The following is a 13,417-nucleotide window of genomic DNA, read 5'->3' as shown; positions in this document are numbered from 1 at the left end:
CCATTGTTCGTCACCCGGTGGCGGAAACGGCGAAGGGGCCGCACACCGGTGTGGTGTGCGGCCCCTCCAGCAGTTGCGAGAAGGGTGATCCAGGATCAGATCGGACGGATGTTCTCCGCCTGCAGGCCCTTCTGGCCCTGGGTGATCTCGAACTCGACGCGCTGGTTCTCGTCCAGGGAACGGAAGCCCGAGGTCTGGATGGCCGAGTAGTGCGCGAACACGTCCGCGCCACCGTCATCCGGGGTGATGAAGCCGAAGCCCTTGTCAGCGTTGAACCACTTGACAGTACCGACAGCCATTTGTGTCTATCTCCTTGATGGCTTGTAACAAACCGCGACCCACACCTCATGAGCCACGTGTCGCCGAAAGGCCCCAGAAGACAGAACCGGCCATGCAGCACAGCGAAAGTCAGTGGGAGTCCAAAAGTGCAACGCGATAACTGTAGCCGATCTGCGGCCGCGTGGAAGGGGTGACCAGGAACACGTGTCGCTGATTGTCGCCGCCCGCCACGCTGTGTGGCCGGTCGGATCCAGGTCCGCAAGGGCCGCTCCGGACCGGAAACCCCGCGCCGACCTGCTGGTTCGCGCCCGCGAGCGGGGTTCGCGGGATGGCAACGAAGGACAATCCATCGGTACGCCGGGTGATGGGCGCGTTGTACTGATCGAATTTCCCGGCGTGTCGCGCGGCTCTGGACATTCGTTGCGCCGCGCGCAATCGTGAGCCACCACAAGCCGAGGGAGACGTTGGTTGATCGTCAAGGTAACTCGCAGCGGCGGTTTCGCCGGTCTGAAGGCTCACGGCGAGCTGGACACCAGCGCAGAGCCGGACACGGATCGGCTCGAGGCCGCAGTGCAGGCGCTGGGCTCGGCTGACCTCGGCTCCGGCCGTCCACAGCCGGACCGCTACGTCTACCGGCTGGAGGTGCGTGACGCCCCGGATGCGGACGCCACGCACCACACCGTCGCCGAACAGGACCTGGACGAGACCACCGCGTGGTTACTCGACCGGGTCCTGCGGCACTAAGCCCAGTCGATCTCCGGCGCGCGGTAGAAGTTGACGCCGAGCATGTCCCACCGCGCCGCCTGACGGGCCAGACGGTCCTTGTACGTCGTCCAGTCCAGCGCGGACGCCGGCGACCAGCCGAGCTCGGCGATCCCCGGCAGCCGCGGGAAGGCCATGAACTCGACCTTGGCCATGTCGTCGAGGGTCTCCGACCACAGTGGCCCCTCGACCCCGATCACGGCGCTCTCAGCGAGGCCTGGGATGAGCGTCGCGGGGTCCCAGCGGTAGGACTTCTCCACGCTGATCAGACCGGCCCAGTCGAGCCCGTACGGCGTGTCCTGGTCGTACTTCATGTCCAGGTACGCGCGGTTGGCCGGCGACATCACCACTTCGGCGCCCTGGGTTACCGCCTTGCGAGCCAACTCCTGGTCCCCTTCTTCGTCGGTGCCCCAGTACTGCACGATGCTGCCGGCGGGCAACGAGGCGTCGGCGATCTCGTGCCAGCCCATCACCCGCTTGCCGTGCTTGACGACCAACGCGGCCGCCTTCGGCACGAACGTGAGGTAGTCCGAGTGCGGCGTCGAGTGCGCCTCGTCCCCACCGAGGTGGATCACGTCACCCGGGGTCTGCTCGGCCACCTCCCGGAACACGTCGTCCAGGAACTCGTAGGTGAGGTCCTTGTCCACGGTGAGCGAGCTGAACCCGACCTCCGTGCCGGTGTACAGCGGCGTCGCCTCACCGTCAGCGTTGAGCTCCGCGTACGACGACAGCGCGGCGTTGGTGTGTCCCGGAGTGTCGATCTCCGGCACCACGGTCATGAACCGGTCGCCGGCGTACATCACGATCTCGGCGTAGTCCGCCTTCGTGTAGTGGCCGCCCGGCCCGCCACCGACCTCCGAGCTGGCCCCGTGCTTGGTCAGGTCCGGCCACGAGTCCACCTGCACGCGCCAGCCCTGGTCGTCCGACAGGTGCAGGTGGAGCCGGTTGAGCTTGTAGAGCGACGCGAGGTCGACGCACCGCTTGATCTCCGCGACGGAGCGGAAGTGCCGGGACACGTCGACCATGACGCCGCGGTACGGGTAGCGCGGTGCGTCGGAGATCTCTACACCGTCGATCTCCCACGGACCTGCCTGCTCGGTGCCGGCCTCGGCCTTGGCGGGGAGCAACTGACGGAGTGTGGTCACTCCGCGGAAGAGGCCTTCCGCGGAGGCGGCGGTGACGGTCACAGCCGTGCCGTCCACGCGGAGCTCGTAGCCCTCCTCCCCGAGCGAGCTCGGTCCGTCGGTGGAGAGAGTGATGGTGCCGGTGCCTGGCTCGACAGGCAGTGGGAAGCCGGTGGAGACGCGTACCTGGGTGGTGAACTGCTCGGCCACTCGGTTGGCGGCTTCAGAGTCACCGACCACGCCGACAGTGGCAGAGGACTGGAGCGTGAAGGTGTGGTCGGGCAGGGGGCTCTGGGTGACAGGTTGCGGAATCAGGGTGGGCTCCGGAGGGTGCGTGAGTTGTTAGGAAGAGTCTCATTCATATTTGTGCGCCATGGCGATCGCCTGCGGCACATAACTCCCACCGAACATCACCACGTGCGTCAGCAACAGGTGCAAGCGGTGCAGTCCGACCCGGTCGCGCCAGCCGTCCGCGAGTCGGTGTGCCTCGTCGTACGCGCGGAGCACACGCTCGAGCTGCGGTAGGCCGAAGAGGCCGAGCATGGCGAGGTCCGTCTCCCGGTGACCGCCGTGGGCGGCCGGGTCGATCAGGTGGACTCCGTCGGTTGCCCAGACGACGTTGCCCGACCACAGGTCGCCGTGGATCCGGCTCGGCTCGTCGGACGGGTCGTCGTACGCACCTGCCTCCAGACGTGTGCACACCTGCTCGAAGAAGTGCAGTTGGTGGCCGTCGATCGTGCCCTGGTTGTAAGCGGCCCGCAGATACGGCCGCAGCCGCAGGTTCGCGTAGAACTCACCCCACGACTTCAGCGGCTCGAGTGCATGCGGCAGTCCGATCGTGCCGATGTAGCCATCTGCTTGCCAACCGTCAGGGGGTACGCCGTAGTGGTGGGCGCCGGCGTCATGTGTGACAGCCAACCGCCGACCGAACTCGTCAGCGGCTGCACCGGTCGGCGGCCGCAGGTCGAGCTTGACGGTGGTCAGGTGGTCGGGCGAGACGTCGAGCGGCTCCGCGACCGGTACTCCACCAGGCACGGCGAGCCAGCGCAGTCCGGCCGCCTCGACCTCGAAGTACCCCGCCGGCGCGTCAAGCCGCCTCTTCACGAACCTGTCGCCCAGGACCGTCATGCTCGCACTCTCCCATCACGATGCCGCGCCGAGCCAGCACCGGTTGGTCGGCAGTCATGATCACCAGAGCTACGACCGCGAGCAGGGCGCCGACAAGTGCGACACTCCGCACGCCGGTGCTGTCGAGCAGCCCACCACCGATGAACGCACCTCCCGCGATCCCAATGTTGAACGCCGTGCTGGTACCCGCCGACGCGAGGTCTGTGTTGCCGGGAGCCACCTGCATAGTCCTGCTCAGTACGGCGACCGCCAGCGCGCTGAAGGCCATTCCGGCAGTGGCGACGAGCAGGACTGCCGGCACCTGCCAGTGTCCGAGCGTGTAGAGGCCGAGCAGCGCCGCACTGATCAGGGCGAGCGGCAGGACGATCGCAGCCCACGGATGCTGGTCGAGGACCCGGCCGACGAGCAGAGTCCCGGTCAGTCCGCCCAGTCCGCTCGCCAGGAGGACTGGACCGAGTGCACCGGAGGTGAAGCCGCTGACATCCAGCAGGAACGGCGCGACGTAGGTGTTGAAGGTCAGGAAGCCGGCTACTCCGAGAGCCGTGGCGGCGACGAGCACGGCGTATCGGCGACCGTCGGGAGCGCTGCCGCGACCCGACGCGGACTCCTGGGCGTTGACCCGGGGCAGCAGGATCGCGATGCTCAGACAGGTCGCGGTCCCGAGCACTGCCATGAGCGCGAAGGGGATCCGCCACCCGAACTGCTCACCGAGCCAGGTACCAAGCGGTATGCCGATCACGGGAGCGAGCGCCGAGCCTATCGAGAGCTTCGCGACGACCCGTCCGCGGACAGCCGGCGGGAACAGTCCGGTCGCGATCGGGAAGATGATCGACCAGAAGAGCGCGTGTGAGAGCGCTGTGAGCAGCCGTGCGACGAGGAGAACCTCGTACGTCGGTGCCAGCGCGGTGATAGCGGCTCCGACGGCCATCAAGCCGAGTGTGGTGCCGAGGACGAGTCGGCGCGGGAGCCGCAGGGTCAGCCGGGCCAGCGGGATCGAAGTCAGGACGACGACGGCGGCGTACCCGGTGACGAGGAGACCGACGTCGGAGCGTGAGCGGCCCAGATCGGCGGCGATCACGGTCAGCAGTCCGATCGGAAGCACTTCGATGGTCACGTAGGAGAACGTGCCGACACCGAGCATGACCAGCGCGGCACGGGCTTTGCGGGACGTGATGAACATGACGTCACCTGCGATTCCAGTAAAAGTGGTTATGGTGGTAGCATGTCATGCATGGCAGACAACCGCAACGACGTACTCCGGATCGTCGGCGGCCATCCGGCCCTCGACTTGGTGAATACGGTCGCGCCCCGCGTGCCCGGTGGTACGGCCGAGGAGCTCGACTACCTTCGGGCGCCTGCTGCACTGCTGGCCTGGAGCCGGCGGATCGGGTTGACCGACGACAGTGAGGCGACTGCGGTCGCGGCGGCGTGGGACAGCGCTGCTGGGACGGCCGAGCAGGCACTCCATGCGACGATCGAGATCCGCGAGGCTGTCTATACCGTGCTGGCCTGGCGGGACGAATCCGCTGAAATGGCTGCTGCGCTTGAGCTTTTGACGTTGCGATGGTCGGCAGCCGCGGCTCGGTCGGTGCTTGTGCCCGGCGGCGCAGTCGCCGAGCTTCAGGTCGGTACGTCGCCGGCGCTGATGATTCCGGACCGATTGGTGGCGGCGGCGGTCGAGTTGCTGCGGACGGTTGACCTGCGCCAGTTGCGGGCCTGTCCGATCGAGGAGGGAGGCTGTGGCTTCCTGTTCCTCGACCGCAGCCGGAACGGTTCGCGGCGCTGGTGCGCGATGGAGGACTGCGGCACCCAGGCCAAGATCCGGAAGCTGAGCGAGCGCCGCCGGGCTACCACCGTCGAGGGTGTTCAGCGGTAACAACAGCGGCTGTTGACTGTCCGCGACCGGCTGACTGGCCAAGAAGGCGTGTCGAAAGATGCGAAGTGTCCACTCGACCTGTCATCGTAGGCGGCCGGGCCTTCCGACCAGATGGGCCCTGGCCGGTCCTGCCCCGACACGGGCAGGCAGTCATGAAACAGAAGCTGGAGGACAGATGACGCAGGTGGCAGAGCAGCCGGGCAGTACTGCCGGGCGGCTCGGCTCGGTGGTGCTGGACTGCCCGGACCCACTCGAGCTCGCCCAGTTCTACTCGGCGCTGCTGGGGCTGGACATCGACGAGAACGGTGACGACGACTGGCGGAGCCTGACCGGCGCCGGGTCGTTGCTCGAGTTCTCGACGCTGGCCTTCCGGCGCTCGGAGGAGTACGTGCCGGCCACCTGGCCCGGCACCGACGCGCAGGATCTCCACCTCGACCTGATCGTCGAGGACCTCTCCAGCGGCCACGCCACCGTGGTCGCGCTCGGGGCTGAACCGCTCGACCCCCTGGACCCGCCGCCCGCCGAGAACGATCGCGGCTGGCGCATCTACGCCGACCCCGCGGGTCACCCGTTCAGAATCTGCCTCGAATAGGCATCGACATCTGCCCGCCCCGGGCTCGCCGGGGCGGGCTTTCGTGTGTCAGGACCACGCACTGCGTCCGGTGAACGGGAAGTGGCGGCCCTCGACGTACGCGGGCCGTGGCTGGTAGCTGTTGACGCCGGGCTCGCCGCGCAGGTGGAAGGCGCTCGGGTAGGGCACCTCCGGATCGGTGATCCGGGTCGACGTCGGGATGTAGCGGATCGTCAGTCCGCAGCGCCGGTTCGGCGATGTGTTCGCGTTGCTCCCGTGCACGATGTTCGGGTGGTGCACCTCGACATCACCGGGCGCCAGCACCATGTCGACCGCCGCTGACTCGTCGACCTCGACCGCGATCTCCTTGCCGAGGACGCTCTCGACCTCGGTGTTGTCCCGCATCCCGGCGACCCCCGACCGGTGACTGCCGGGGATCACGCGCACGCAGCCGTTCTCCGGCGTCGAGTGGTCGACGGCCAGCCACAGCGTCACGACCTGCATCGGCTCGAGTGGCCAGAACGCCGCGTCCTGGTGCCACAGCACCGGCTGCCCCGAGTACGGCGGCTTGGAGATGTAGTGCGACGCGAACAGTGCGAGGTCCGGTCCGACGAACTGCTCCGCGATATCCAAGAGCCGGTCGTCACTGATCAGCCGGACCCAGAACGGGTCGTCGCGCAGGTACACGTGCCCGAGTTGCTCGGGCCGTACGTCGGGATGCCGGGCCTGCAGCCACTCGACATGATCATTCACTTCCTTGATCAGTTCTTGGTCGATGACGTCGCGGAAGATGACGTAGCCGTCGGTCTCAAACATGTCTTCATGCTCCGGGTGGGGCACGGCTCGGTACTAGCAACGAGCTGACGAGAACTTGTAGCGTGTTGATGTGGAGCAGGCGCTGCGGTTCGAGTCGCACGCGTTCGGCCGGCCGTACCATGCGGCCCGGGTGCGGATCCCGGCGCGGACCCGCGACACCGAGTTGCACACGCACGCTGACTTCCACGAGTTCATGGGCGTGGTGTCGGGCCGCGGTGAGCACCTGCTGACGCGCGGGGTCGACGATCTGGTCGCCGGCGACGTGGTGCTGGTCCGGCCGCACGATCGGCACGCGGTCCGTGGCTCGGCGCCGGACGGACTCGAGTTCGTCAACGTCGCCTTCCCCAGCTCGGCCTGGCGGGGCTTCCTCGACCTGACCAGGACCGACCCGGCCGGCAGTTGGGCGGCGTCGCCCGGTCCGGTCACGTTCCACACCCCGGCCGCGACCGCCGTCTTCGAGCACGCCCTCGGACGATTCCAGGACGAGCCCGGCCCGTACGACCTGATGCGGTTCTGGATCGACCTGCTGCCGTTGATCTCTCCCGTCGAGACCGCAGCCCGCCCGGGCACGCCCAACTGGCTGGCGAAGGCATGTACGGCGATGCGTGCCGAGGAGAATCTCCGCGGCGGCGTGCCGCGGCTCCTGCAGCTGGCCGGCGTCAGTCCGGCCCACCTGTCCCGCTCGCTGCGGTCCGCGTACGGCGTGACTCCGACGGCCTTCGTCACCGACCTCCGCCTGGAGCACGCCGCTTCGTTGCTAGCAGCAACCAATACCACGGTCGCGACGATCGCCACCCGCTGCGGCTTCACCAGCCAGTCCTATTTCAGCCGCTGCTTCAGCACGGCCCACCAACTGTCACCCCGCGACTTCCGCCGCCGTTCCCAGCGCGCCTTCGTGCCCTGATCAGAGCTTGCTGAGGAACTCGACGGCCTCGGGCTGCTTGAACCACTTCGCCCAGCCGAGGACGTCGGCACCGAACCGGGGATCCGTCGCGGACAGATCCGCGCCGTGCTCCACCAGGAACCGCAGTGTGTCCAGCGATCCGGTCCCGGCGGCCAGGTGCGCTGCGGTTCTGCCGTCCGCCGTCCGTTCGTTGACGCCGAACCCCAGGTCGGCGAGCTTCGGGATGATCTCCCAGCGCTGCGCCGCGGCGGCCTCGGCGAGCAGCGCCGGGCGCTCCGCCGGCGTCACCTCGCCGGCCAGGGCGGCGGCGAAGGGATCCTCGGCTCGCAGTCCGCGGTAGAAGTCCCGGACAGTCCCGACCTCAGCGCCGTGGTGGATGAGTTCGTCCAGGATGTGCAGGACGAACGCGGTGCCGTCGTGCTCGGCCCACGGACCCGCGATCTCGCCCATAGGGCGGTCGAGATCGTCCTGGCTGACCGCAGCAAGACGTCGGCGCCAGACGTCGTACGCATGGTCGAGCGCTGCCAGCGCGGCCTCGGCCGATTCCGGCACCGGCGGTTCGCCGTCGTCGGCCGCCGGTTCGTGTCCGAGCCACGTGGCGGTGCGCTCCTCCTGCAAGATGTCGACGATATGGGTGATCCGCCACGCGAGGGTGGTGAACGGCGCCGGTTCCGGTGGGATCCAGGGCCCGTCCGCGGCCAAGCCCGTGTCGGTCTTCCGGACCGTCCAGCAGCCGTCGAAGGGCTCCCAGAAGTACTCCTCGTCGGTCAGGCCCTTCGCCCGGTCGCGCAGTCGCTGCCAGGCGAAGTCGGACAGGTCCAGGAGGTTCTGCTTCAGCGTGGTGGTCATGAGGTCACCGTAGAACGACCTGCGGACAGGATCGGTCCGCAGGTCGAGGCAGAATGGTCGGACCATGGATACCGCGGCCCGGTTGCTCCGCCTGCTGTCGCTGCTCCAGTCGCGCCCGCAGTGGGACGGCGCCGACCTGGCGGCCAGGCTCGACGTCACGCCTCGCACCGTACGGCGTGATGTCGCCCGGCTGAGATCACTCGGCTACCCGGTCGACGCCGAGGCCGGGATCGGTGGTGGTTACCGCCTCGGTCCCGGCGGCCGGCTGCCGCCGCTGCTGCTCGACGACGAGGAAGCGGTGGCGATCGCGGTCGGCCTGCGCGTCGCGACGACCACGACGGTGTCGGGGGTGGAGGAGGCGGCGATCTCCGCGCTGGCCAAACTGCATCAGGTGCTGCCCACTCGTTTGCGCGCGCAGGTCGCCGCGATCGGCGCGCACACGACCCAGTTGCCGCAGGGCGACCTGCCGACCGTCGACGGCGAGGTGCTGGTCACACTGGCCGCCGGGTGCCGCGATGTGGAAGGGATCCGGTTCCGCTACCGCACCCACGACGGCACCGAGTCCGAGCGCACCGTCGAGCCGCTGCAGATCGTGCACACCGGCCGGCGCTGGTACCTCGTCGCCCGCGACCGCGATCGGCAGGCCTGGCGCACCTTCCGCGTCGACCGCATCGCGGCCCCCGTGCTCACCGGCTCGCGCTACCACTTCGACGACCCGCCCGATCCGGTCGCACTCGTTGCCGAAGGCACCGGAGTGGCTCCCTGGGACATCGTCGCCCGGATCCGCGTCCACGCGGATGCGGCCACGGTGACCAGGATGATTCCGCCGAGCCAAGGGGTGGTCGAGCCGATCGACGCGACCACCTGCGAAGTCCGCATCGCCGCCAACGAGCTAGGCCCGTTGGTTGCCCAGGTCGCCCGGATCTACTGGCCTTTCGAGATCCTGGACCCACCCGAGCTACGCGCCGCCGTCCACGACCACGGCCGGCGTTTGCTCGATTCCTAGCTCTCCGCGAGCGCCTTCCGGATCCGCTTCTCGGAGACCGGGTACGGCGTGCCGAGGGTCTGGGCGAAGAGGCTGATGCGGAGCTCCTCGAGCATCCAGCGGACCTCGAGGAGTTCAGGGCTCGGGTACTTGCCGGTGGGCACGGCTCGGAGATGCTTCTCGTACTCGTCGGTGAGGTTCTGCACGATGGCCATGCCGGAGCGGTCGCGCATCGCATTGGCGCCGATCTTGTCCAGGCGTTGCTCCATGCCACGCAGGTAGCGGACCAGATCCAGAAGGCGCTTGGCCCCGGTCTCGGTGATGAAGCCAGGGTGGACGAGCGCTTCGAGTTGGCCGCGGACATCGGACAGCGCCGCGAGAAGGGCCGGGCTCGATGCGCGGGAGATCTGCTTGTCCACAGTCCGCGCATGTGCCAGTACCTGCTCGACCTGGCGCAGGATCGTCAGAACCGTGTCCGCAAGCTCCGACCGTACGGCGTCGCGCAGTACGGAGAAGGCGGTCAGATTCCACGCCGGGCCATGTGCGTCGGCCATCAACTGGTCGACAGCCGCCGCGATCGCGTCGTCGAGCAGTTCACCGACGTTGCGGTGTGGTCCTGCCATCAGCGTCATCTTCTGCTGGTTGGTCAGATTCCGCTGGACGACGTCGATCACGGACGGCATCGTCAGCAGCAGAAGCCGGCGGGTGCCGTTCCACATCGCGGCAGCCTGGTCGCGTTCGGTCTCCTGCAGCCGGATCGCGACGCTCTTGCCTTCGTCGACCAAGGCGGGGTAGCCGGCCACAGTCAGGCCGTTGCGGTGTTCGGAGAAGCTCCGCGGCAGGTCGCCGAAGGTCCAGTCGGTCAGCCCGGACTTCTCCAGCCCGCTGACGGCCTTTGAGGCGACCTTGGAGATGGCGGCCGTGGTCTTCGGCTTGAGGCGTTCCTTGAGCTTGGCGAGATCCTTGCTCTCGGCCACGGTCTTGCCCTTGTCGTCCACCACCCGGAACGTCATCCGCAGGTGCTCGGGCACCCGGGACCAGTCCCAGTCGGCGGTCTCGATCACCACACCGCGCAGCTCCCGCAGTTCGCGGGCGAGCGCGTCGGTGAGCGGACCGGAGGACGGGTCGAGGTGGGGGAGGACCTGCCGGGCATGGTCCGGGGCGGGCACGATGTTCCGCCTGATTGCCTTCGGCAAGGACTTGATCAGGGTGGTGACGAGCTCCTCGCGGAATCCGGGCACGCTCCACTCGAACCCGTCCGCGGTGACCTGGTTCAGCACCAGCAGCGGGATGTGCACGGTCACGCCGTCCGCGTCGGTGCCGGGCTCGAAGGCGTAGGTGAGGTCGAAGGTCATCCCGTTCTGCGTCCAGTGCAGCGGGAACTCCTCCGCCTTCACCTCGGCGCCCTCGCGGACCACCAGCGACCGCTCGAAGTCGAGCAGGTCCGGGTCACGCTGGCGGGCCTTCTTCCACCAGGTGTCGAAGTGCGTGCCGGTGACGACCTCGGCGCCGATGCGTTCGTCGTAGAAGGCGAACAGCGTCTCGTCGTCGACGAGCAGGTCGCGGCGCCGGGTCCGTTCCTCGAGCTCCTCGACTTCCTCGATCAATTTGCGGTTCTCGTGGAAGAACTTGTGGTGCGTGTCCCAGTCGCCCTCGACCAGCGCGTGCCGGATGAACAGCTCGCGCGAGACCTCCGGGTCGACCTTGCCGTAGTTGACCTTGCGCCGGGCCACGATCGGTACGCCGTACAGCGTGACCTTCTCGTAGGCCATGACGGCGCCGGCCTTTCGTTCCCAGTGCGGCTCGGAGTACGTGCGTTTGATCAGATGCTGGGCGAGGTCCTCGGCCCACTCCGGCTCGATCTTCGCGTTCACCCGCGCCCACAGCCGCGACGTCTCGACCAGCTCGGCGGCCATCACGAACTGCGGCGGCTTCTTGAACAGGCCGGAGCCGGGGAAGATCGCGAACTTGGTGCCGCGGGCACCGATGTACTGGTGCTGGTTGGCCGGATCCTTCATGCCGAGGTGACTCAGCAGTCCGGACATCAGCGAGACGTGCACACTCTGCGGGTCGGCGGGTTCACCGCTGTTGAGCGTCACGCCGATCTGTGCGGCGACCTGACGGAGCTGGGCGAAGATGTCCTGCCACTCGCGGACGCGGAGGTAGTTGAGGTACTCGCTGCGGCACATCCGGCGGAACTGGTTGCCGGAGAGCTCCTTCTGCTGCTTCTTCAGGTAGTTCCAGAGGTTCAGGAACCCGAGGAAGTCGCTGTTCGGGTCGCGGAACCGGGCGTGTGCCTGCTGGGCCTGCGCCTCGGCCTCGGTCGGGCGTTCGCGCGGATCCTGGATGGAGAGCGCGGCGGCGATCACCATCACCTCGCGGACGCAGCCGTTCTTGTCGGCTTCGACGATCATCCGGGCGAGCCGTGGGTCGAGCGGGATCTGGGCGAGCTGGCGGCCGATCGGGGTGAGCCGGCGGTGCCGCTCGGACGCCTTCGCGGGCTCGATCGCGCCGAGCTCGGTGAGCAGTTGCAGGCCGTCGGTGATGCTGCGCTTGTCCGGCTCGTCGATGAACGGGAACGCCGCGATGTCGCCGAGGCCGATCGAGGTCATCTGCAGGATGACGGACGCGAGGTTGGTGCGCAGGATCTCCGGATCGGTGAACTCCGGCCGGTTCTCGAAGTCCTCCTCGGAGTACAACCGGATGCAGATACCGTCGCTGGTCCGGCCGCTGCGGCCCTTGCGCTGGTTGGCGCTGGCCTGTGAGACGGGCTCGATCGGCAGGTGCTGGACCTTGGTGCGGTGGCTGTAGCGCGAGATCCGCGCCGTACCCGGGTCGATCACGTACTTGATACCGGGCACGGTCAGCGAGGTCTCGGCCACGTTGGTGGCGAGGACGATCCTGCGGTTCGAGTGCGATTGGAAGACGCGGTGCTGTTCGGCGTTCGAGAGCCGCGCGTACAGCGGCAGGACCTCGACCGCGCCCGGTCGGCCGCGCTGGTGGGCGAACTTGTCGTTCAGCGCGTCCGCAGTGTCGCGGATCTCCCGCTCACCGCTCAGGAAGACCAGTACGTCGCCGGACGCCTCGACGGAGAGTTCGTCGACGGCGTCCAGGATCGCCTGGGTCTGGTCGCGGTCGATCGTGCTCGGGTCGTCCGGGTCGTTGATCGGGCGGTAGCGCACCTCGACCGGATAGGTCCGGCCGGAGACCTCGACGATCGGCGCCGGCGTGCCCTGGCTGTCCGCGAAGTGCTCGGCGAACCGCTCGGGGTCGATGGTCGCCGAGGTGATGATCACCTTGAGGTCGGGGCGGCGGGGGAGGAGCCGCTTGAGGTAACCGAGGATGAAGTCGATGTTCAGGCTGCGCTCATGCGCCTCGTCGATGATGAGCGTGTCGTAGCGGGTCAGGTCGCGATCGCGCTGCAGCTCGTTGAGCAGGATGCCGTCGGTCATCAGCTTGACCAGCGAACGGTCGCTGACCTTGTCGGTGAACCGGACCGCGAAGCCGATCGTCTCACCCAGCTCGGTGCCGAGCTCCTCCGCGATCCGCTCCGCCACCGTCCGGGCCGCGAGCCGCCGCGGCTGCGTATGCCCGATCATGCCCTGCACACCGCGGCCGAGCTCGAGACAGATCTTCGGAATCTGCGTCGTCTTTCCGGACCCGGTCTCACCCGCGACCACCACGACCTGGTGATCCCGGATCGCCGCCGCGATCTCGTCCTTCAGCTGACTGACCGGCAACTCCGGCGGATACGTGATCTCCGGCACGGCCGTCCGCCGTACCTCGACCCGCCGCTCGGCCTGCTCGACCGCGCCGATCACACCCTGGAGCGCCTCGGCCCGCTTCCGCGCGTCCTTGGTCGTCCGCACCCGCTCGAGCCGCCGCCCGAGCTGCTCCCGGTCGTAGGTGGTCAGCCCATCGAGCCGAGCCACCACCTCAGCCAGCGACAGCCCGTCCTCAGCGGCCGGGTTGTCGGTGGCTTCGGTCCGCCCGGCTCTCGGCGCACCCGCCTTCGAACCACGCCGGCGACGAGGCCGACGACGTACGGCGGGGTCCTGGACGGGACCGGTGGCTGGGGAAGGACTCGACGACTCGGTCCGGGCATCAGGCATAACCCGTCCAG

The 13,417-nt window shown here is 68.2% G+C and carries 12 protein-coding genes; 5 read left to right on the top strand and 7 right to left on the bottom strand.

Annotated features, from left to right (window positions below; translation table 11 throughout):
* Positions 1-95 precede the first annotated feature (95 nt).
* Complete coding sequence (locus OG558_RS35040; protein WP_012921273.1) at positions 96-299, bottom strand: cold-shock protein; 204 nt, start codon at positions 297-299, stop codon at positions 96-98.
* Positions 300-747: 448 nt separating this feature from the next.
* On the opposite strand from OG558_RS35040, the gene OG558_RS35035 reads away from it, so the two are divergent.
* The gene (locus tag OG558_RS35035) at positions 748-1,023 is read left to right on the top strand and encodes a protealysin inhibitor emfourin (RefSeq protein ID WP_329476918.1); all 276 of its coding nucleotides are present in this window, start codon (positions 748-750) and stop codon (positions 1,021-1,023) included.
* On the opposite strand, the gene OG558_RS35030 is transcribed toward OG558_RS35035, so the two are convergent.
* From OG558_RS35030 to OG558_RS35020, 3 genes are read right to left on the bottom strand one after another with little or no spacing between them, the layout of a single operon-like run.
* Complete coding sequence (locus tag OG558_RS35030) at positions 1,020-2,477, bottom strand: beta-N-acetylhexosaminidase (protein ID WP_405072258.1); 1,458 nt, start codon at positions 2,475-2,477, stop codon at positions 1,020-1,022. The two genes, OG558_RS35035 and OG558_RS35030, sit on opposite strands and share 4 nt — an antisense overlap.
* Positions 2,478-2,519: 42 nt before the next feature.
* Complete coding sequence (locus OG558_RS35025; protein ID WP_405066817.1) at positions 2,520-3,293, bottom strand: fructosamine kinase family protein; 774 nt, start codon at positions 3,291-3,293, stop codon at positions 2,520-2,522.
* The gene (locus OG558_RS35020; RefSeq protein ID WP_405066816.1) at positions 3,253-4,473 is read right to left on the bottom strand and encodes an MFS transporter; all 1,221 of its coding nucleotides are present in this window, start codon (positions 4,471-4,473) and stop codon (positions 3,253-3,255) included. Before OG558_RS35020 ends, OG558_RS35025 begins: the two co-directional genes overlap by 41 nt.
* A 51-nt stretch (positions 4,474-4,524) precedes the next feature.
* Between OG558_RS35020 and OG558_RS35015 the strand changes: the two genes are divergently transcribed.
* Together OG558_RS35015 and OG558_RS35010 are read left to right on the top strand one after the other, a co-directional pair.
* Complete coding sequence (locus OG558_RS35015; protein ID WP_405066814.1) at positions 4,525-5,169, top strand: CGNR zinc finger domain-containing protein; 645 nt, start codon at positions 4,525-4,527, stop codon at positions 5,167-5,169.
* A 175-nt stretch (positions 5,170-5,344) separates the two neighbouring features.
* On the top strand, positions 5,345-5,761 hold the full coding sequence (locus OG558_RS35010; RefSeq protein ID WP_405066813.1) for a VOC family protein: 417 nt from the start codon (positions 5,345-5,347) through the stop codon (positions 5,759-5,761).
* 48 nt (positions 5,762-5,809) lie between these two features.
* Here OG558_RS35010 and OG558_RS35005 read toward each other — a convergent pair whose 3' ends face one another.
* Positions 5,810-6,556 carry a phytanoyl-CoA dioxygenase family protein gene (locus OG558_RS35005; RefSeq protein ID WP_405066812.1) on the bottom strand — a complete coding sequence of 249 codons (747 nt, stop codon included), beginning with the start codon at positions 6,554-6,556 and terminating at the stop codon, positions 5,810-5,812.
* 70 nt (positions 6,557-6,626) lie between these two features.
* Here OG558_RS35005 and OG558_RS35000 point away from each other — a divergent pair, with 70 nt between their 5' ends.
* Positions 6,627-7,460 (top strand): AraC family transcriptional regulator, encoded by an 834-nt coding sequence (locus tag OG558_RS35000; RefSeq protein ID WP_405066811.1) that lies wholly within the window; start codon positions 6,627-6,629, stop codon positions 7,458-7,460.
* On the opposite strand, the gene OG558_RS34995 is transcribed toward OG558_RS35000, so the two are convergent.
* Entirely contained in the window at positions 7,461-8,309 is an 849-nt protein-coding gene (locus tag OG558_RS34995; RefSeq protein ID WP_405066810.1) for a DinB family protein, read from the bottom strand.
* A 64-nt stretch (positions 8,310-8,373) separates the two neighbouring features.
* On the opposite strand from OG558_RS34995, the gene OG558_RS34990 reads away from it, so the two are divergent.
* Entirely contained in the window at positions 8,374-9,315 is a 942-nt protein-coding gene (locus tag OG558_RS34990; protein ID WP_405066809.1) for a helix-turn-helix transcriptional regulator, read from the top strand.
* Here OG558_RS34990 and hrpA read toward each other — a convergent pair.
* Entirely contained in the window at positions 9,312-13,406 is a 4,095-nt protein-coding gene (gene hrpA, locus OG558_RS34985) for an ATP-dependent RNA helicase HrpA (protein ID WP_405066808.1), read from the bottom strand. The genes OG558_RS34990 and hrpA overlap by 4 nt on opposite strands.
* Between the last annotated feature and the right edge of the window lie 11 nt (positions 13,407-13,417).

The organism is Kribbella sp. NBC_01510 (genome assembly GCF_045040325.1).
In the GTDB taxonomy this organism is placed as follows: domain Bacteria; phylum Actinomycetota; class Actinomycetes; order Propionibacteriales; family Kribbellaceae; genus Kribbella.
Note: the sequence above shows the minus strand (reverse complement) of the source record. Positions and strands in the feature narration are given on the sequence as shown.

Coding starts and splice junctions, on each gene's coding strand:
- hrpA (WP_405066808.1), bottom strand. CDS start 13,406: ATGCCTGATGCCCGGACCGAGTCGTCGAGTCCTTCCCCAGCCACCGGT.
- OG558_RS35025 (WP_405066817.1), bottom strand. CDS start 3,293: ATGACGGTCCTGGGCGACAGGTTCGTGAAGAGGCGGCTTGACGCGCCG.
- OG558_RS35040 (WP_012921273.1), bottom strand. CDS start 299: ATGGCTGTCGGTACTGTCAAGTGGTTCAACGCTGACAAGGGCTTCGGC.
- OG558_RS34990 (WP_405066809.1), top strand. CDS start 8,374: ATGGATACCGCGGCCCGGTTGCTCCGCCTGCTGTCGCTGCTCCAGTCG.
- OG558_RS35005 (WP_405066812.1), bottom strand. CDS start 6,556: ATGTTTGAGACCGACGGCTACGTCATCTTCCGCGACGTCATCGACCAA.
- OG558_RS35020 (WP_405066816.1), bottom strand. CDS start 4,473: ATGTTCATCACGTCCCGCAAAGCCCGTGCCGCGCTGGTCATGCTCGGT.
- OG558_RS35010 (WP_405066813.1), top strand. CDS start 5,345: ATGACGCAGGTGGCAGAGCAGCCGGGCAGTACTGCCGGGCGGCTCGGC.
- OG558_RS34995 (WP_405066810.1), bottom strand. CDS start 8,309: ATGACCACCACGCTGAAGCAGAACCTCCTGGACCTGTCCGACTTCGCC.
- OG558_RS35015 (WP_405066814.1), top strand. CDS start 4,525: ATGGCAGACAACCGCAACGACGTACTCCGGATCGTCGGCGGCCATCCG.